Source organism: Sporichthya brevicatena (genome assembly GCF_039525035.1).
In the GTDB taxonomy this organism is placed as follows: domain Bacteria; phylum Actinomycetota; class Actinomycetes; order Sporichthyales; family Sporichthyaceae; genus Sporichthya; species Sporichthya brevicatena.
Map to the genome: position 1 here is coordinate 21,663 of NZ_BAAAHE010000034.1, position 19,647 is coordinate 41,309.

Here is a 19,647-nt window from a genome sequence, read left to right on the forward strand (position 1 = left end):
GTCTTTCGTTCCTAAAGGACGCCTGATGACTCTCACGTCTCCACCGCTCGAGCGCCTGCCGAAGGCCGGCCTGCTCATTGGTTCCGACCGGGTGCTGTCGAGCAGCGTCGGAAGCATCGACCACGTCTACCCGGGCACGGGGGAGGTCACCGGCAGCGTCCCGCTTGCCGGCCCGGCCGAGATCGACCAGGCGGTGGCGGCCGCCCGCAGCGCGTTCGCGGAGTGGCGCGTTGTGGCGCCGAATGTCCGCCGACGGGCGATGCTGCGTCTGGCCGCCCTCGTGCGTGAGCACGCGGAGGAACTCTCCGAACTGTGCATCATCGAGAACGGAACGCCGCGCCCCTTCGCGGACTCCTACCCCGAACTCGTCGCTGACCTCCTGGAGTACAACGCCGGCTGGACGGACAAGATCGGTGGTGAGGTCGTCCCGACCTGGCCGCTACGCGCACTTGATTACACCGTCGAGGAGCCGTACGGGGTCGTCGGCATTCTCATCCCGTGGAACGGGCCCTTCGGCTCGGCGGGCATGACGATGGCGCCCGCTCTCGCCGCGGGCAACTGCGTTGTGGTGAAGCCGCCGGAGCTCGCGCCCTGGTCCGTTCTGCGGCTGGGCGAGCTCGCGCTGGAGGCGGGCTTCCCGCCCGGGGTGATCAACGTGGTCCCGGCCGGTCCGGTCGGTGGAGAAGCGCTGGTGCGGCACCGAGGTGTCGACTACGTCCACTTCACCGGCAGCGGAGTGACGGCTCGTCATATCCTCACCGCTGCGGCGGAGACGCTGAAGCCGGTCGGGCTCGAGCTCGGTGGGAAGTCTCCGCGCATCATCTTTCCGGACGCCGACCTGCAGGGTGCCGTGGTCGAGTCGATCGGCAACCTCGCCGTGCTGTCCGGCCAGGGCTGCATCTACGGCATGCGCGTCCTGGCACACGTGGACGTCTACGACCAGGTCGTGGGCATGGTGCAGGCCTTCTCCGGCCACATCGCCCTGGGGGACCCGTTCGCCCCGACCACGCAGATGGGGCCGGTGATCAACACGGCCGCACGCGACCGGATCCTGGGGATGGTCGAGCGGGCGCAGGCCGAGGGCGCGCGGCTCGTGGCGGGCGGTACGCCCGGGGAGGGTGACCTCGCCCGGGGGTCGTTCGTCGCACCGACGGTCTTCGCCGACGTCGCCCCCGGTAGCGAGCTGGCTCGCGAGGAGGTGTTCGGCCCGGTCATCGCGATCACTCCGTTCTCCGACGAGGAGGAGGCGGTTCGGCTGGCCAACGACACGGACTTCGGGCTCGCCGCGTACATCTGGACCAACGACCTGCGCCGTGCCCATGTGGTCGCGGACCGCCTTGAGGCCGGGAACGTATGGATCAACGGGTTCCTCGGAATCCCGGCGGGCGCGCCGTTCGGTGGTCACAAGCAGAGCGGCTACGGCCGGCTCGGCGGCCGTGAAGGCGTCCGAGAGTTCACACGCACGAAGAACGTGTACACGCCCTTCGATCCCCTCCCGTCCCTGTGAGCAGCGCGATGAACGAGCAGCAGACCGTAACTGTCACGGTGGACGCCGAGCTCTGCCTCGGATCCAGGACCTGCCAGCACATGGCACCGCACCTGTTTCGCGTCGACGGCGAGGTCTCCGCGCCGATCCGCAGCGAGCTCGTCGAGCAGAGCGACATCGACCGGGCCCGCGACACCGCGCACGCCTGCCCCTTCGGCGCGATCCTGATGTCCGATGACCACTGAGCTCGTCGCTGCGACGTCGGCGAACGCCGAGGTGGACACCCTCCTGCTGACCGAGGAGCAGTCCTACCTGGCGACCACGATCCGGGAGCTCCTGGCGGAGCGGTCGCCGGAGACCCGCGTCCGCGACGTCATGGATTCCTCCGAAGGCATCGACCGACCCCTGTGGCGGACGATGGCGCAGGAACTCGGTGTCGCCGGGCTGTCCGTGCCGGAGGAGTTCGGTGGTGGGGGTGCTTCGTTCGTCGAGGTCGCCGTTCTCTGCGAAGAGCTCGGCCGATCGCTCGCGGCGGTTCCGCTGTTGTCGACTGCAGTGCTCGCGCAGACGCTGCTGCTCGACTCCGCGGACGAGCAGGCCCAGGCCCGGTGGCTGCCGGACCTCTGCTCCGGCGCAAGCATCGCCGGCGTCGCGTTGACCGAGCCGGACGGCGCGTGGCACGCGGCCGACTCGACGACTCAGGCCGTGCTCAGCGGCGGTCGATGGACCCTCAGCGGCCGCAAGACGTACGTGGTCGACGGTGCTGCCGCCGATGTCGTCTTCGTCGTCGCGCGTACGGGCGACGGCCTGGCCACGTTCGCGGTGCCGGGCGACGCGCCGGGGCTGACGCGCACGGCGCTGCCCACGATGGACCAGACCCGGCGCCTCGCGGACCTCACCTTCGACAGTGTCCCGGCGGAACTGGTCGGGGAGCCGGGGGCGCAGGAGCGGGTCGCCAAGCTGGTGGACGTCGCGGCGGTCGCGTTGGCGGCGGAGAGCGTCGGCGGGGCCGACCGTGTGCTGGAGATGGCGGTGGAGTACGCGAAGGTCCGCGTGCAGTTCGGTCGCCCGATCGGCAGCTTCCAGGCGATCAAGCACAAGTGCGCCGACATGCTGCTGCAGGTCGAGACGGCGCGCTCGGCGGTGGCCTATGCCCGCAAGTGCGTCGAGGCGGACGAGCGCGATCGTGCCCTGGCCGCCTCGACGGCCAAGTCGCGGGCATGTGACGCGTTTGCGTTCTGTGCGGCGGAGAACATCCAGGTCCACGGTGGAATCGGCTTCACCTGGGAGCACCCCGCTCACCTGTACTTCAAGCGGGCCCGATCCAGTTCCGTGCTGTTCGGCGACTCGTACCAGCACCGTGAGCGCATCGGCGATCTCCTCAATCTCTGACGGCAACGACGAAGAACATCAGGAGACCGACGTGGGGATTCTCGACGGCAAGGTCGCGTTCATCACCGGCGCGGCCCGTGGCCAGGGTCGTCGGCACGCGATTCGCATGGCGGCCGAGGGTGCGGACATCCTCGCCGTGGACCTGTGCGAGCAGTACGACACCGTCCCGTACGCGATGTCCACCGACGCCGACCTTGCGGAGACCGTCCGGGAGGTGGAGGGGCTCGACCGCCGGATCGTGGCCGTCAAGGCAGATGTCCGTGACCGGTCGGCCCTCGCCGCGGCCGCCGAGAAGGGGCTGGCCGAGCTGGGCCGCCTCGACATCGTCGTCGCGAACGCCGCCATCGCTCCGTTGGAGCTGGCGCCGGCGTCACCGACCCGTTCGTGGCAGGACATCATCGACACGAACCTGACCGGCGTCTTCCACACGGTCGAGGTCAGCCTGCCCGCGATGATCTCCGGCGGTAACGGCGGCGCCATCGTGCTGATCAACTCCACCGCCGGGTTGAAGGGCACCCTGGCGATGAAGACCGTCGGTGGCTACGCGTACTCCGCGTCCAAGCACGCGATGGTCGGCCTGATGCGCGCCTACGCCACCGAGTTGGCGCAGCACTCGATTCGCGTCAATACCGTCCACCCGGCGGGTGTGGACACGCCCATGGTCGTCAACCCGGCTATGGCGGAACTGATGGCCAACCGCGACCTGTCGGCGTGGACCAACCTGCTTCCGGTCGGGCGGATGAGCCCCGATGACATCAGCAGTGCCGTCCTCTGGCTCGTGTCGGACGCCGCCCGGTACGTAACCGGGGTCACCTTGCCGGTGGATGCCGGCTTCACCACCAAGTGATGCAACGCCCCCTGAGAGGAACCCGATGAGCGAGCCCGCAGCGTCCGCCAGCGAACCCACGTACCCGGTTGTCGATTTCGCGCCGCTGGACCCGCGGGTGCACGACGACTACTGGAACGTGCTGACCGAGGTTCGGGAGAAGTGCCCAGTCGGTTGGTCGACGTCGCAGTGGAGCATGACCGAGTCGGGTCAGTGGATCATCAACACCCACCGGGACGTGATGGCCGCGGCGACGGACTGGCAGACCTTCAGCAGCGCCGACGGTGTGTCCTCGGTTCAGTTGCCGCTCGACATTCTTCGCCTGATCCCTGTCGAGACCGACCCGCCCACCCACCGCGAGATCCGGAAGGCCCTTAATCCGTTCTTCACCCCGTACGCGTTGGAGGAGAAGGTCGGGGAGATCAACGAGGTCGTGGCGGGCCTGCTGGAGGGCTGTCTGGCCCAGGAGGGCCCAGTGGACTTCGTGTCGTCGTTCACCGCGAAGCTGCCGCCGGTGGTGTTCCTCGGTCCAGGGTTCCTGGACTCGACGGAGGAGCAGGGGCGCCAGCTGTTGGAACTGGTCGACATCATGCTCACCAAGCCCGAACTGACGATGGAGGCGGCGCCCAAGCTGCTGGCGTGGTGCGGGGAGCTGCTGGAGAGCCGTCGTGCCGCCGGACGTAAGGAGGACCTCGCCGGCGTCATCGCTCACATGGGGTTCGGTGAGGGCGGCCTGCACATGGACGAGAAGCAGCGCATCGAGACCATCAACCTCGCTGTCATGGCGGGCATGGAGACGACCATGGGCGGCCTCGGAGCGACCGCGTGGCTCCTGGGAACCCGTCCGGAACTCCGCGCCCGCCTGCGCGACGCCGACGAGCGCACCATCGACCGCGCCATCGAGGAGTTCCTGCGCTTCGCGACGCCCGTTTCGCAGCTGTCGCGAACGGCGACCAAGGACGTCGAGATGGGTGGATGCCCGATCCAGAAGGGCGACCGCGTGATGCTGAACTGGGCTGCGGCCAACCTGGACCCGGCGCAATTCCCGGATCCGCTCACGATCGACATCGACCGACCGAACGTGGCGTCCCACGTAGCGTTCGGAAGCGGTATTCACCGCTGCCTCGGCGCGCACCTCGCTCGCCGGGAGATCAAGGCGATGGTTCGGGCAATCTGTGCTCTGTCACGCTTCGAGGTCGTTCCCGACGCCGAGATCAAGTGGCGCGCGTCGATGGCCCGCGGGCCAGTGGCTGTCCCCGTCCTGCTTGCTCGCTAAGGCTCTCAGAGACGGCGGGTCAATGACTTGACCCGCCGTCTTGGCGTCGCGATACTGGACAAAAGGACAAGAATTGTCAGAACGTCACCACCGGAGCTCTCCATGACCGTGCACGCGCCGTCGCCCGTCGACGCGGGAATCGACGACGCCGCCGTGCGGGCCGCCGTGGCGGAGGCCAACGTCCCCACGTTGCTGATGGTGCTCGTCCACCTGACCGGAGACCTGGCCTGGCTGGAACCGCCGTACCAGCCCACGCGGACCAAGGGCATGGCGGACCACGACGACGGGGGACTTCCGTCCGAGGTGCAGGTCACCGTTCGCAGTGCGGCTGCCGAGGCGATCGTGGCCTGGCGTCGCGGTCGTCCGATGGCCCTCCCGAACCCGGACCCTGAGCTCCTGGTCCGCATGCTGGGCGTCAGCATGGGTGAGCAGGTCCCGTCCGAGTACGGCGAGGTCCTCCTGGAGGAACTCTCTGCCGGAATCGGAACGTCCCCGCCGCCGAGCCGGGTGCAGGTACCGACCGGCTTCTCCGCGGTCATCATCGGAGCAGGCATCTCCGGGGTCGCCGCCGCGGTAAAGCTGCAGGAGCTCGGCATCCCGTTCGTCGTGCTCGAGCGTGCGCCGGCGCCCGGCGGTGTCTGGCGCGACAACCGGTACCCCGGAGCAGGTGTCGACACTCCGAGTCACCTGTACTCGTACTCCTTCGCGACGAAGGACTGGACTCAGTACTTCGCGATGCGGGACGAGATCGTCGAGTACGTCGAGAGCGTCGTCGACGCCCGCGGTCTCGACGCGCACATCCGTTACGGCTGCGAGGTGGAGCTCGCCGAGTTCGACGCCGAGGACTGCCGCTGGTCCGTCCGAGTTCGCGACACGACCGGATCCGTCGAGGTACTGCGACCGAACGTCGTCCTCAGCTGCGTGGGTGCCTTCAACCCCCCGGTGATTCCCCAGGTGCCGGGTCTCGACTCGTTCGAGGGTCCGCTGTTCCACACGGCCGACTGGCCGGACGACCTGGACATCAACGATAAGTCGGTGATCGTCGTCGGCAGCGGCGCGAGTGCGATGCAGGTCGTGCCGGCCATCGCGGAGTCCGTGGCGAAGCTGACGATCATTCAGCGATCGCCGCAGTGGGTGCAGCCGTTCGAGAAGCTGCACAAGCCGGTGCCGGATGCCCTCCGTGTGCTGTTCCAGGCGGTCCCCGTTTACCGGGCCTGGTACCGACTGCGACTGAGCTGGATCTTCCACGACAAGCTCTACCAGGCCCTGCAGCGCGAACCGGGCTGGTCGGACGAGCGGACCATCAACGCCGTCAACGAGATGCACCGGGCGTACTTCACCGACTACATCCGCAGCGAGATCGGCGACCGGCCGGATCTTCTCGAGAAGGTGGTCCCCAGCTACCCGCCGTTCGGCAAGCGGATGCTTCAGGACAACGGCTGGTTCAAGACTCTGACCCGGGACAACGTCGAGCTCGTCACTGCCGGCGTGGCCGAGGTTCGGCCCGACGGCGTCGTGACCGCGGACGGCGTCCACCACGCCGGCGACGTCGTGGTGTTCGCGACCGGGTTCGACGTGGTGCGCTTCGTGTCGACGTTCCGCGTCCTCGGCCGGGACGGCCGGGACCTGCGCCAGGAGTGGGACGACGACGACTGCCGCGCCTACCTCGGCCTCACGATCCACGGCTTCCCGAACTTCTTCACGGTGTACGGGCCGAACACCCAAACCGGCCACGGTGGCAGTTTCATCTACACGGCGGAAGCTCAGCTGAACTACATCGCCAGTCTGATCACCGCGATGGTGGAACAGAACCTGGCTGCTGTGGAAGTCCGACAGGACGTGTACCGGGAGTACGCCGAGACGGTCGACAGGATGCACGAAGGCATGGTCTGGACGCATCCCGCGATGACGACCTACTACCGGAACTCGCGCGGCCGGGTGGTCGCGATCAGCCCATTCCGCAACGTCGACTTCTGGCGGATGACTCGGGCGGCTGATCTCTCGGAGTACATCGTGGTTCCCCAAGCGGACTCGGCAGCCGCGAACACCTTGGGTCTTTCGTCGACGGCATCGCATCAATGAGGAGTTGAGGACATGGCCTCGGTGGACAAGGCACAGGAAGCCGCCGCGCCGGCGGACTACGCGTCGCCCGGCGTTGCGGCCTGCCCGTACGACTTCTACGACCGCGCGCGGGTCGAGACGCCCGCCTACCCCGTCCCCGCCATGGGCGGGTTCATGGTGACGCGGTACGACACGGTGTGCGCCGTCGCAAAGGACACTGCGACATTCAGCAGTTTGCGTCCGACGATGGGGGCCGGCGACCCCGAGTTCGACGCCATCCGCGCCAACGGCTACCCCGCCGTGGCTGCACTCGTGACGTGTGACCCGCCGGAGCACATGCGTTACCGGAAGCTGGTCAACAAGCCTTTCACACCGAAGTCGACCCTGGCGCATGAGCACCTGATCCGGAAGACGGTCGCCGACCTCATCGACCGGTTCGAGGCCGACGGGCACGTCGAGATCATGAGCCAGTTCGCACTGCCGTTCCCGACCACGATCATCGGCGCGATCCTGGGGGTTCCCGAGGACGGCCTGCAGAACTTCGGCCGCTGGGCCGACATCATCGCGGAGATGGCATCCGGGGCACTGCCTCGCGAGCGCGGCCTCGAGTGCGCCCGCGGGATGGTTGAGATGCAGCTCTACTTCGCCGACCTGATCGAGCAGCGGCGGGCCGAACCGGGCGACGACCTCCTCAGCGCGATGATCACGGCGAGGGCCGACGAGGAACGGCCGCTCGACCTGCCGGAGATCCTCGAACTGATCCGAATCTTCGTGGCCGGTGGGACCGAGAGCACGGCGAGTCTGCTCGGGTCGGCGATGTACCTGCTGCTGACGCACCCCGAGCAGTTCGAGGCCGTGCTCGCCGACTTCAGCCTGATTCCCGCGATGCTGGAGGAGGTCCTGCGCCTGGAGTCGCCGGTGCAGTGGAACCCGCGGATGGTCTACACCGAGGGCGCGCAGATCGGCGACGTCCCGATTCCGGCCAACTCGCGCGTGATGCTCGGCTGGGGTGCGGCGAATCGCGACCCCGAGATCTACGGTCCGGACGCCGACCGCTTCGACATCTTCCGGAAGGGCCCGAGCCACACGGCATTCGGGCACGCCAACCACATGTGCCTCGGTGCACCGTTGGCCCGGCTCGAAGCCCGGATCGCCTGTGAGCAACTCTTCTCGCGGCTGGAGGACATCCAGCTGGCCGTGGCTGCGGAAGACGTCCAGTTCGTGGCTCACGGCGTCGTCCGGCGGGTGACGGGGCTGCCGCTGACCTTCCGCCCGGCGCGTAAGGATTGACCAGATGACCTTCGTCATCACTGCGCGTTGCTGCAACGACGCGTCCTGCGTTCCGGTCTGTCCGGTGAACTGCATCCACCCCGCGCCGGGGGAGCCTGGGTACCTCACCACGGAGATGCTTTTCATCGACCCGGAGTCGTGCATCGAGTGCTCGGCCTGTGTCCAGGTGTGTCCGGTGGACGCCATCAAGGCCGAGGAGGACCTGGAAGGCGCTGAGACGCAGTATCTCGACATCAATGCCGCGTTCTACGCCCGCAATCCCCTGGAAAGCTTCGGCGACCCGCCGGTCCCCGCGCGCTCCGACGTCGACGTCCGGGGTCTGCGGGTCGCGGTGGTCGGGTCCGGGCCGGCCGGAAGTTACGCGGCGGCCGCCCTGCTCGATCGGCCCGGCGTCGAGGTCGACCTCTACGAACGTCTGCTCACGCCGTACGGCCTGGTCCGGTTCGGGATCGCGCCGGACCACCAGCAGACCAAGAAGGTCGTGCAGGCGTACCCGTACAACGCCATGCGAGGGCTGCGCCTGCGACTGGGGGTCGAGGTCGGGACGCAGATCACCCACGAAGAACTGTCGCGGTACTACCACGGCGTGATCTACGCCGTCGGAGCCGACTCGGACCGCCGACTGAGCATCCCCGGCGAGGACCTCGCGGGTTCGTACTCGGCGACCGACTTCGTCGGCTGGTACAACGGCCACCCTGCGCGGGCGGATCTTGCGGTCGATCTCAGCGAATGTCGGCGTGTGGTCATTGTCGGCAACGGCAACGTCGCGCTCGACCTCGCCCGCGTGCTGGCCGGCGATGTCGATCGCCTTGCTGCCACCGACATCGCGGATCACGCGTTGCAGGTGCTGCGGGACAGTGCGGTGGAAGAGGTTGTCGTCCTGGGGCGGCGCGGTGCTGCTCAGGCGGCCTTCACCACCCCGGAACTGCTGGATCTGCTGGAGTTACCCGGCGTCGAGGTGGTCGTCGACCCGCAGGATCTGGAGCTCGACGAACACACGGCTGCCCAGGAGGCGTCCGGGACGCTGGATCTGACGGTGGCTCGGAAATTGGCCGTGCTTCGGGAGATCGCGGATCGGCCGGCCGGCGAGGCGTCGACCGGCTACCGGCGGATTGTCCTTCGCTTCCTGGCCTCGCCCACAGAGGTGCTCGGGGGTGACGGCGTCGACAAGGTCGAGATCGTGCGCAACCGCCTGACGGTCGACCCCGACGGGTCCGTCACGGCCGTGCCGAGCGGAGAGACCGAGGTCCTCGAAGCGCAGTTGGTGCTGCGATCTGTGGGGTACCGAGGGCAGCCGATCCCTGGTCTTCCGTTCGACGAGCGGCGGGGAACCGTCCCGCACGAGCACGGGCGGGTTCGGGCGGAGTCCGGGGGAGACGCCGGTACGTACGTCACCGGGTGGATCAAACGCGGACCGACCGGCGTGGTCGGGACCAACAAGCACTGCGCGTCGGAGACCGTTGCCGCGCTTCTGGAGGACTGGGCCGCGGGTGCGTTGACGCCTCCGTCCGGAAGTCTGGACGAGCTCGACGCTCTGCTCGCCGAACGCGGGGTCGTCCCGCTCGGACTTCCGGAGTGGTCGAGGATCGACGCGGCCGAACGGAACGCGGGGGCCTCCGCGGGGCGCCCGCGCGTGAAGCTCGTGACCACCGTTGACCTAGTTGCTGCCGCTTCCGCCGATTGACCGTGTGACCGTGGGACGTCTGACCGACCGTAGGAGAACGATGGACCTCGAGACGCCGCTGCCCGTTCTCATCGCCGATCTTGCCGAGAAGGAGCCCGGGCGAACCTTCATCGAGGAGATCGACGGCCCGACCCACACGTACGGGGACTTCCATGACTCGGTTCGTCGGTGGGCGGACGGCTTCGCCGCGGTCGGCGTTCAGGCCGAGGCGGTCGTCGCCACCATGTTGCCCAACAACATCACCTCGTACCGCTGCTGGCTCGGGCTGAGCTGGCTGCGCGCCATCGAGGTGCCGATCAACCCGCAGTTTCTCGGCCAGACCCTGGCGTACCCGCTGAATCACTCTCGGGCCGAGGTGCTGGTCATCGCCGAGCGTTTCGTCGAACGCCTGGACCTGCTGCGGGACAGCCTTCCGCACCTGCGTACCGTCGTGGTGCCGGACGCCACGGGCGCACTCCCGGACCTGCCGTGGCGAGTTCTCTCCGGGGAGGAATTCCTGGCGAACGGGATCCAGGCGAGCTACTCGACGCCGAGGTACCACGACACCCACGCGGTCATCTACACCTCCGGGACGACCGGGCCCTCGAAGGGTGTGCTCCAGCCGTGGGTCAACCTGCACGGGATGGCGTGGGGCATGTTCCCCGACGACAACCCGGCGAACTACGACAACGGTGCGATCTTCACCTGCTGGCCGACCTTCCACAGCAGCGGCAAGTTCGGCATGGTCGCAGCGCCGATGTTCGACCTCCGTATGGTTTTCCGCGAGGGCTTCAGCCTCAGTGCGTTCTGGTCGGACATCCGCAAGTACGGCTGCACACATGCGCCGCTCCTCGTGGTCTCCGGCCTGCTGATGAACGAGCCGGAGAGGGCGGACGACGCTGACAACCCGTTGGTTCGCGTCGGCATGTACCCGCTGATCCCGGCCTTCCGCGACTTCGAGCGTCGATTCGGGGTCCGCGTCAGCGCGGGCTTCGGCAACACCGAGGTCGGGTGGGCGGCGACGACGTCCGCGCCGGCGGACCACAAGGTCAACGGCCGGCCGGCGCCGGGCTACCACATTCGGATCGCGGACGAGTTCGGCGAAGCGCTCCCGACGGGCACCGTCGGCGAGATCCTCGTCCGCCACGACAAGCCCTGGCGTCTGAACAAGGGGTATCTCGGGATGCCCGAGGCGACGGCAGACGCCTGGCGGGACGGCTGGTTCCACACCGGGGACGCGGGCCGCTTCGACGAGGAGGGCAACCTCTACTTCGTCGACCGGCTCAAGGACAGCCTGCGCCGCCGCGGGCACAACATCTCGAGTTTCGAGGTTGAGGCCGAGGCCCTCGCGCATCCCGACGTCGTCGAGGCCGCGTGCGTGGGTGTCCCGTCCGAGCTCGCGCACGAGAACGACGCGGTCAAGGATGACGACGTGAAGGTCTTCGTCGTCCTGGCCGAGGGCTCGACGCTGACGGGGGAGCAGTTGGTGGAGTTCCTGCTGCCGCGGGCGCCGAAGTTCATGGTCCCGCGCTACGTGGAGATCGTCCCCGCGCTTCCGAAGACGCCCACGGGCAAGGTGAAGAAGGTCGACCTCCGTAACCAGGTGGCCGGACCGACGTGCTACGACCGGGGACCGGACCGACGTCGGTAAGACGCTCGGTCCGGTCGACGGTAGCTACCGGCGGCTCTTGCTGGTCTTGCTGGTGGCACGCGGCGCCTTCGTCTCCTCTGGCGCATAGTCGGGGGAGACGAAGGCAGGGACGACGAACTGTCGGACCAGCTCGCGCATGGCCTTGGGGTTCGGGATCTCCTCGCGGTCCAGGATGCTCATGAGCATCAGCCCGACGCTGCCCAACCACACGTGGATGTCGTGCCGGCTCAGGCTGGACCGCAGTTCGCCGCGCTTCTCGGCGGCGTCGAGGAACGGGTCCCAGAACTCGGCTGTCAGCGTCGCGAACGCGTCAGTGTCGGCGACCCGGCGACCGAAGTCGCTGTCGTCCATCGACGCGAGGTAGCGGGTGAATTCGTCCCGGTGGCCGTGCTCGGCGATGTAGACGAGGCCCTCCACGAGCCCTTCTTCGACGGTGGGGAACTGGTCGATGAACTTGCGAGCGCGCTCGGTCAGTGCGCGTGAACGTTCGTCAAGAAGGGCGAGGAGCAGGTCCTCGCGGTCCGCGAAATAGCGGTACACGCTCGGGCGTGAGATGCCCGCTTCGCGCGCGATGTCATCCATCGTCGTCTTGCGGATGCCGTGGCGCTGGATGCAACGTTCGGCGGCGCGCAGCACCGTCCCCCGCACGTCGCCATTGCTGGTTCGGGAGCTGCTGCGTCGGGACAAGGAGCCTCCTGAAGGTCGATCACATGATACAGCGTGACAAAGGTTGTCACAGCGCTTGACGGCCTCCCGTGTGCGACGGATACTGCTGACTAAGTAACAAGAATCGTCAGTCTGTCGCATCGAAGGTGGGCCTGGTGGCAACGCGGTTTCCCATGATCGACCCCTGGGTAAACCCGAACTTCGCGGTGACGGAGGTCGACCCGGCGGTGGCTGGTCTTTTCCGCGGGTTGGCGGAGCGCCGACGTCGCGGAACCACGTTGCCGCAGTTGGTCGACGAGATGGATGAGGCCAACGTCCGGCGGGCGATCCTCTGCGCGGGCTACCGCGGCGCCGACAACCTGCCCTGGGTCGCCGAGGCGATTCAGATGCACCCCGATCGATTTGCCGGCTCCTTGGTCGTGGACCCGCGGACCGGCATGGCGGCGGTGCGAGCGATCGAGCACGTCGTTCGCGACCTCGGTTTCGTCCTGATCCGTGTGCTCGCGCTGGAGACCCAGCTCCCGTACGACCACGCGTCCTACTTCCCCGTCTACGCGAAATGCGCCGAGTTGGGCGTGCCCATCACCGTGAACGTCGGCATCCCCGGGCCGCGGGTTCCGGGCCGGGTGCAGGACCCCATCTCCCTCGACGAGGTCTGCTGCTTCTTCCCCGAGCTCACGGTGGTCATGTCGCACGGCGGGGACCCGTGGGCGGACGTCTGCGTCAAGCTCATGACCAAGTGGGAGAACCTCCACTACATGACGTCGGCGTACTCGCCGCGGCGCATCCCGACGCCGGCCGTGGACTACCTCAGGGGCCGGGGCCGCAAGCGGGTCATGTGGGCCAGCGACTACCCCATCCTCGAATTCTCGCGGTGTCGGGAGCAGATCGCCGCGATGGACCTCGACGAGCAGACACGGTTCGACTTCGCCTACGGCAACGCGGCGCGCATGTTCTTCCCGGACATCGCGGACGTTGCGGACGTTGCGGTCGAGGGGCCTGGGGCTACGGCAGGGGCGGCCCGATGACGCGCGCCATGCCGGCCGCCCGCGCGATGGCGTCGAGACCATCGCTGGAGGATCTCGCCGTCCTCGGCGTACGTCCGGCGATCACTCCGGAGTCCAAGCCGTTCTGGGACGCCGCCGCACAGAGCCGCCTCGTCGTCGAACGGTGCGACGACTGCGGGCTCCACGTGTTCCCGCCCCGGGGCATCTGCCGCCGGTGTCTCGGCCGGTCGCTGTCCTGGGTCGACGTCGCGCCGCCGGCGGTGCTCCACGCCTTCACACACAACCACCACCCGTGGGCGCCGGGTCTCGGCGTCTACACGGTGGGTCTGGTGGAACTTCCCGAACACGACCGCATCCGCATGGTCGGCGTGCTCGACCAGTTGGAACGCGAACCCCGCATCGGGGACCTTCTCGACTTCACCTTCACGCCCTTTTCCGAAGGGCTCACCCGGATCGGCTTCGTACCCTGGCTCGGCGCATGACGGACAAGCCCCACGCGATCATCACGGGAATCGGACAGTCAGCCATCGGGCGGCGCCTACCGCAGACCGCGTACCAACTGACGATCGACGCGATCCTCGCGGCGATCGATGACGCCGGCCTCTCGGTCCGGGACATCGACGGCCTCGTCACGTACCCCGGCAACGCCGTGCCACTGAATCCGGGCTTCAACGGACCTGACCTCTACGAGATCCAGGACGGGCTCGGGCTGTCCCTCAACTGGCACCTCGGCGTGTGTCAGGGGCCGGCTCAATTCATGTCCGTCGCGGCGGCGGCGGGAGCGGTCAGCCTGGGACTCTGTCGCCATGCGGTGGTCTTTCGCACGACCACGGAGGCGAGCGCGCAGAGCGGCGGCCGTCGTGGGGGGCTCGGGTCTCCTGGGTTCGAGATGGAAGGGGTCCTGTCCTGGTTGCTTGCATCGGGAGCAGTGTCCGCCGCCAACTGGACCGCCTTCTACACCCAGCACCACATGCGGGCATACGGCACCACCAAAGAACAGCTCGGTGCGGTGGCCGTGGCGCAGCGTGCCGCGGCGATGCTGAACCCGCACGCCATCATGCGTGAACCGATGTCGATGCACGACTACCTGTCGAGTCGGATGATTTCGACCCCGTTGTCGCTGCTGGACTGCGACATCCCGGTGGACGGATCGCTCGCGATCGTGGTCTCGCACCCCGACACGGCTCCCGATGCGCGGCACTACGCGACCATCGAGGCCTTGGGTACGGCCATGCGTCATCGGCCGTACTGGGAGCACTGGCCCGATCTCACGGAGATGGCGACCCACGACGCCGCCGACCACATGTGGAGCCAGACCGATCTACGGCCGTCGGACGTCGACGTCGTGCAGATCTACGACGCGTTCAGCCCGTTCGTGCTCTTCTGGCTCGAAGCCTTGGGGTTCTGCAAGCCCGGCGAGAGCGGCCCATTCGTCGAAGGTGGACATCGCATCGGCTTGAACGGCGAGCTCCCGATCAACACCTGGGGTGGACAGCTCTCCGGGGGACGACTGCACGGCTGGGGCTTCCTGGCCGAGGCGTTGCACCAGCTCTGGGGTCAGGCCGGGCTGCGCCAGCTCGACAAGGCCGAGGTCGCCGTCGCGGGAGTCGGTGGAGGCGCGTCCGCGAGTTCAATGCTGTTGACCGCAGGGAGGTAAGTGGGTGGTCACCGCCTCCGTGATCCTGGAGGACGACTATTCCCACCCCCGAGCACGAGATCCGCTCTGGCGCGAGAGCGCCTGGTTCACCATCAGCGTTCCCGAGCGGAAGCTGCACGGGTTCATCTGCGTCGACCTCCGGCCGCGCCTGCGCACCGCTTCGACCGGCGTCGTCCTCTACGAGCCGGTCGGTGAGGAGGTCTACGACTGCGTCCACTACGACTGGGTGGAACGTCCGGCGGTGGACGTGGAAGCTGCGCTGTTCGAGTTTTCCAAGCCGGACAACCTCGCCGTCCGGTGCGTCGAACCGGGCAACAGATACCGGATCACCTATGACCGCAACGACGTCGAACTCGACGTGGAGTTCAACGGACTGGCCCCCGTCGTGACGAGCCCGTTCGAGCCCGGATCGGACGGGTGGGGATCGGGCCAGGACGAGCAACCGGGTCGGATGACCGGCGTTCTCTGGATTCGAGGCGAGAAGCATTCGATCTCGTGCGTTTCCAGCCGCGGTCGCATGTGGGGAGTGCGCGACTATCGGCGCCGTTCGTGGGCCGAGTTCCCACGCCACGACCGGCCGTGGTTCAACGACGGCGCCGGTCGCGCGATGAGCATGTACACGGTGCCGACGAGAGAGCCCGAACGCGACTTCGTCCACTACGCCAGCGATCGTCTGTTGTCCGGCTGGTTCCACGACGGTGTCCGAACTGCTGCTCTAGTTCGGGGAGACCGGAAGGTGCTGGAGAGGCGGCGTGACGGGGTGGCGACGGTCGTCGCGATAGAGGGCGAGGACGAGCTGGGTCGCCGCTTCGCCGCCGAAGGCCGGCGCGTGGCCCTGCTCAAGTGGTCCGGACTGCCGGGTCTGATTGCGTTCCCGGCGCTCTACGAATGGCAGCTCGACAGTGGCGATCAGGTCTGGGGCGGGACCTGCGAGGTGTTCCCGGCCGACTTCTTCCGCCAATTCGTCCGGCGCAGCCGAGGAAGGTACTGATGATCCGACAGATTCTGCCCGGCGCCGGAAATGCCCCAGTGGTGGTGGCCCTGTGAATACATGGTTCGAGACGGTCGCGCAGGCGCAGCGGCGGGCCAAGCGGCGGCTGCCGCGGTCGGTGTACAAGGCACTGATCGCCGGGTCGGAGCGTGGTCTGACGCTGGAGGACAACCTCAAGGCGTTCGGTGAGCTCGGGTTCGCCCCGCACGTGGCCGGTGCGTCGGCCAAGCGTGAGCAGGGCGTGCGGGTGCTGGGCCAGGACATCTCGATGCCGGTGCTGATCTCCCCGACGGGTGTGCAGGCCGTGCACCCCGACGGTGAGGTGGCGGTGGCCCGGGCCGCGGCGGCGCGGGGGATCGCGATGGGGTTGTCCTCGTTCGCGTCCAAGCCGATCGAGGACGTCGTGGCGACCGGGGTGCCGACGTTCTTCCAGCTGTACTGGTCCGGGTCGCGGGAGGCGATGATCGCGCGGCTGGACCGCGCGCGTGCGAACGGGGCGAAGGGAATCATCCTGACGCTGGACTGGTCGTTCTCCCACCAGCGCGACTGGGGTTCGCCCTCGATCCCGCAGTCGATCGATGTCAAGACCGCGGTGAAGTTCGCTCCCGAGGTGGCGATCCGGCCGCAGTGGCTGCTGGCCTTCGCCAAGACCGGCAAGCTGCCGGACCTGGGCGTGCCGAACGTGCGCCCGCGCACGGAGCCCTCGCCGGGGTTCTTCGAGGCGTACGGCGAGTGGATGATGACCCCGCCCCCGTCGTGGGAGGACGTGGCCTGGCTGCGTTCGCAGTGGGACGGGCCGTTCCTGCTCAAGGGCGTGTGCCGGGTCGATGACGCCAAGCGCGCGGTCGATGCGGGGGTCTCGGCGATCTCGGTGTCCAACCACGGTGGGAACAATCTGGATGGCACCCCCGCGGCGATCCGGGCGCTGCCGGCGGTCGCGGACGCGGTCGGTTCCCAGATCGAGGTTCTCTTCGACGGCGGTATCCGCCGTGGTTCGGACGTGGTCAAGGCCGTTGCCCTCGGCGCCCGTGCGGTGATGATCGGCCGCGCCTACCTGTGGGGCCTGGCGGCCAACGGCCAGGCCGGGGTCGAGAACGTCCTGGACATCCTGCGTGCGGGTATCGACTCCACCATGCTCGCCACCGGCAAGTCCGAGGTCAGCGAGTTCTCCCGTTCCGACATCCTCATCCCCGACGGGTTCACCCGCGCCCTCGGCGCGGACTGACCCGTAGGCCCGGAACGCTCGGTCTCTCAGAGCGGCTGACGGCGCCGGACGCGATCAGCGCCGATCTCGCGGACCGAGGATGAACCCAGGAACGCAAGCGTCCGATCGATTTCGGCGAGGAGGATGTCGAGCACCTTCCTCACCCCGGGTTCTCCGCCAGCTCCGAGGCCGTAGTGGTACGGCCGACCGATGCAACACGCCGTCGCGCCGAGGGCCAGGGCCTTCGCTATGTCGCTGCCCCGCCGGATGCCGCCGTCGAGCAGGACATCACCGCGTCCGGCGACCGCGCTGGCAATCTCCGGCAGCACGGACAGGCTGGCGGGCGCACCGTCGAGAAGCCGACCGCCGTGGTTCGAGACGATCACGCCGTTGGCGCCGCGCTCGATGCACTGAACCGCGTCGCTGGGGTCGAGGATGCCCTTCACCAGCAGCGGGCGGTCCCATCGGTCGCGAACCCGCTGCAGGTCGTCCCAACTCCGCTTCGGGCCACTGGACAACGCCTGGCCGGGAATGACGGGCCGCGGTGGGAACTTGCGTTTCACCTCCGCCTCGCCGAGGTTGCGTGCGGCGATGAGGTGCGCGGTCCGCAGGAAGCCCGCCGCCCACTGCGGTCGCGACGCCACATCGAGCACGTTGCGCACCGTGTACTTGGCCGGGATCGCGCCGCGGCGTAGCGAGCGCTCAAGGCTCCCGCCGACCGGGGCGTCGACCATCATCACGAGCGCCTCGTAGCCGGCGGCGTAGGCACGCTTGACCAGAGACTCCATCAGTCCGGCGTCCGGAATGATCGGACGCCCGACCATCACAGGATTGCTCTGTGAAGCGGTCGCGGCGCCTGAGTGACGGCTCGTCAGTTCAGGTGTGCGATTCTGAGCGGCCGACAACGATCGCTCGGCGGCCGCGCTCGGCTGACACGAGTCCCTCGTCCTTGAGCATCGCGATGGCCCGTGCTGCGGTGTTGGGTGCCATGTTGTGTTCAGACGCCAGCTCGGCGAGGGTCGGCAACTGGGCACCGACGGGCAGAGCGCCGGACAGGATCGACGCCCGGAGGCTGGCGGCCAGCTGCTCGTAGGGCGATTGCGGCCGCCGAAGGGCGGGCTCCGGTCGCGGGATCAGCCCCGCGATCTTCTCCGCGGCCCGGCGATCGGCGTCGGCACTCCACCCGGCGTAGGTGCGCAATGTCGTGGTCCCACCGCTGCCGTGGCCGAGTCGGCCGGCGACTGTCCGGACGTCGACGTTCGCGGCGATCAGCTCGGTGGCGGAGTAGTGCCGCAAGGAGTGCAGGCGCGTGCTGCGGAGATCCAACTTCACCGCGAGCTTTCGGTATCGCTGGGTGACGCTGGAGGGCGTGAGTGGGGTCGTTCCGTCCGCGGCCCGGGAAAAGACGAAGGAATCGCGGGACCACTCGACGCCCAGCGCTGCGCACGCGGCTTGCCGTCGCTTGCGCAATTCCTGCAGCTGGTCGACCGAGTGCTGGTCCAGTGCCACACGCCGGGTCTGATTCGTCTTCGTCCGCTTCTCGACGCCGCCCCAGTGGCTCCGCTCGATCGTGATGTAGCCGTCCTTCAGATTCACGTCGGTCCACCGGAGGGCGCAGAGCTCGCCGCGACGCCAACCGAGCACCATGGTGAGGAAGAGCAGAAGCGCCCAGTCGGGATCGCGGGATGCCTCGGCGAGGAGCGCCCGGGCCTCCTCCGGCGTCGGAGGGTCGGGCTCGTGCCGGTGAGACGCCGGCGGTTCCGCCAGTTCTGCTTCGTTCACGGACAGGAACTTCCACCGCACGGCGCGGTCGAGGACCGAGCGGATGATGAAGTGCACCTTGCGAACCGTGTTCGGCGCCAGAGGCTCGCACTGGTGCCCGGCCTTCGGGCGGCCGCTGCACAGCGCCCGGCACTTGAGCAGACGCGAGTAGAGCAGCTCCAGCTGTTCGGCCGTGATCTTGTGAACCGGCTTCTTGCCCAGCGTCGGCTCGATGTACAGCCGGATCAGCTGCTCGTTGCGCTCCCGAGTACTGGCCTCGTGTCGGACCACCTCGCGCCACTGCTCGATTGCTTGCGCCATGGAGATCGACGCTTTCGGCTGGCGCCGGTCGTGAATCTGGCTGACCAGGCGGGCGAGTTCCGCCTTAGCTTCGGTCTTGGTGCGGGCTGTGGCCCGGAGGTACATCTGCCGCCCGGTCAAGGCGTCCCGGCCGGCGTACACGCGGACGCGATACCGGCCCGAGGGGAGCAGCTCGATGCTCCCCTCCGCGCGTCCCCCGGACCACCGCCACATCTGCAGGCTACGGGAGTTCATGCCACGTTTCATGCCACGCGGCTCACCTTGGTGAACTTTGTGGAGACAAACCCGCAGGTCAGAAGATGTGCCCCCGCGCAGATTCGAACTGCGGACACCCGCTTTAGCCTCGATCTTTCGTGAGGCTGTCGGTGTCGCGGGCTTGCGCGGTTGACCGAGGC

General features: G+C 68.1%; 17 protein-coding genes. 14 read left to right on the plus strand and 3 right to left on the minus strand.

Features of this window, described 5'->3' with window-relative positions; genetic code table 11:
- Positions 1-25 precede the first annotated feature (25 nt).
- The 9 genes from ABD401_RS17895 (at position 26) to ABD401_RS17935 (ending at position 11,645) form a co-directional block, all read left to right on the plus strand.
- Positions 26-1,507 carry an aldehyde dehydrogenase family protein gene (locus ABD401_RS17895; protein WP_344607218.1) on the plus strand — a complete coding sequence of 494 codons (1,482 nt, stop codon included), beginning with the start codon at positions 26-28 and terminating at the stop codon, positions 1,505-1,507.
- Between the two features lie 8 nt (positions 1,508-1,515).
- Positions 1,516-1,731, plus strand: a complete 216-nt coding sequence (locus ABD401_RS17900) for a ferredoxin (RefSeq protein ID WP_344607220.1) — start codon at positions 1,516-1,518, stop codon at positions 1,729-1,731.
- On the plus strand, positions 1,721-2,878 hold the full coding sequence (locus ABD401_RS17905; RefSeq protein ID WP_344607222.1) for an acyl-CoA dehydrogenase family protein: 1,158 nt from the start codon (positions 1,721-1,723) through the stop codon (positions 2,876-2,878). The genes ABD401_RS17900 and ABD401_RS17905 overlap by 11 nt, the downstream gene beginning before the upstream one ends.
- A gap of 31 nt (positions 2,879-2,909) precedes the next feature.
- On the plus strand, positions 2,910-3,725 hold the full coding sequence (locus tag ABD401_RS17910) for a mycofactocin-coupled SDR family oxidoreductase (protein WP_344607224.1): 816 nt from the start codon (positions 2,910-2,912) through the stop codon (positions 3,723-3,725).
- A gap of 25 nt (positions 3,726-3,750) precedes the next feature.
- The gene (locus tag ABD401_RS17915; RefSeq protein WP_344607226.1) at positions 3,751-4,980 is read left to right on the plus strand and encodes a cytochrome P450; all 1,230 of its coding nucleotides are present in this window, start codon (positions 3,751-3,753) and stop codon (positions 4,978-4,980) included.
- 102 nt (positions 4,981-5,082) lie between these two features.
- Positions 5,083-7,062 carry a flavin-containing monooxygenase gene (locus tag ABD401_RS17920; protein ID WP_344607228.1) on the plus strand — a complete coding sequence of 660 codons (1,980 nt, stop codon included), beginning with the start codon at positions 5,083-5,085 and terminating at the stop codon, positions 7,060-7,062.
- A gap of 12 nt (positions 7,063-7,074) precedes the next feature.
- Complete coding sequence (locus ABD401_RS17925; protein WP_344607230.1) at positions 7,075-8,331, plus strand: cytochrome P450; 1,257 nt, start codon at positions 7,075-7,077, stop codon at positions 8,329-8,331.
- Between the two features lie 4 nt (positions 8,332-8,335).
- Positions 8,336-10,015 carry an FAD-dependent oxidoreductase gene (locus ABD401_RS17930; RefSeq protein WP_344607232.1) on the plus strand — a complete coding sequence of 560 codons (1,680 nt, stop codon included), beginning with the start codon at positions 8,336-8,338 and terminating at the stop codon, positions 10,013-10,015.
- A 40-nt stretch (positions 10,016-10,055) separates the two neighbouring features.
- The gene (locus ABD401_RS17935) at positions 10,056-11,645 is read left to right on the plus strand and encodes an AMP-binding protein (protein ID WP_344607234.1); all 1,590 of its coding nucleotides are present in this window, start codon (positions 10,056-10,058) and stop codon (positions 11,643-11,645) included.
- Positions 11,646-11,669: 24 nt separating this feature from the next.
- Here ABD401_RS17935 and ABD401_RS17940 read toward each other — a convergent pair whose 3' ends face one another.
- Complete coding sequence (locus ABD401_RS17940; RefSeq protein WP_344607236.1) at positions 11,670-12,332, minus strand: TetR/AcrR family transcriptional regulator; 663 nt, start codon at positions 12,330-12,332, stop codon at positions 11,670-11,672.
- Positions 12,333-12,466: 134 nt separating this feature from the next.
- Here ABD401_RS17940 and ABD401_RS17945 point away from each other — a divergent pair, with 134 nt between their 5' ends.
- From ABD401_RS17945 to mftD, 5 genes are read left to right on the plus strand one after another with little or no spacing between them, the layout of a single operon-like run.
- Positions 12,467-13,339 carry an amidohydrolase family protein gene (locus tag ABD401_RS17945; protein WP_344607238.1) on the plus strand — a complete coding sequence of 291 codons (873 nt, stop codon included), beginning with the start codon at positions 12,467-12,469 and terminating at the stop codon, positions 13,337-13,339.
- Positions 13,336-13,800: a Zn-ribbon domain-containing OB-fold protein gene (locus ABD401_RS17950; RefSeq protein WP_344607241.1), complete on the plus strand. Its 465-nt coding sequence runs from the start codon at positions 13,336-13,338 to the stop codon at positions 13,798-13,800. Before ABD401_RS17945 ends, ABD401_RS17950 begins: the two co-directional genes overlap by 4 nt.
- Positions 13,797-14,975, plus strand: coding sequence for a thiolase family protein (locus ABD401_RS17955; RefSeq protein ID WP_344607243.1), 1,179 nt, complete (start codon positions 13,797-13,799; stop codon positions 14,973-14,975). The genes ABD401_RS17950 and ABD401_RS17955 overlap by 4 nt, the downstream gene beginning before the upstream one ends.
- Before the next feature lie 4 nt (positions 14,976-14,979).
- The gene (locus ABD401_RS17960) at positions 14,980-15,966 is read left to right on the plus strand and encodes a hypothetical protein (RefSeq protein ID WP_344607244.1); all 987 of its coding nucleotides are present in this window, start codon (positions 14,980-14,982) and stop codon (positions 15,964-15,966) included.
- Between the two features lie 52 nt (positions 15,967-16,018).
- Positions 16,019-17,191: a pre-mycofactocin synthase MftD gene (gene mftD, locus ABD401_RS17965; RefSeq protein WP_344607245.1), complete on the plus strand. Its 1,173-nt coding sequence runs from the start codon at positions 16,019-16,021 to the stop codon at positions 17,189-17,191.
- Positions 17,192-17,217: 26 nt separating this feature from the next.
- On the opposite strand, the gene ABD401_RS17970 is transcribed toward mftD, so the two are convergent.
- A complete protein-coding gene (locus ABD401_RS17970) occupies positions 17,218-18,075 on the minus strand; it encodes an alpha-hydroxy acid oxidase (protein WP_344607246.1) in 858 nt (285 codons plus the stop codon).
- On the minus strand, positions 18,047-19,647 hold a 1,601-nt coding region (locus ABD401_RS17975), incomplete at its 5' end, for a tyrosine-type recombinase/integrase (RefSeq protein WP_344607247.1). The genes ABD401_RS17970 and ABD401_RS17975, both read right to left, overlap by 29 nt.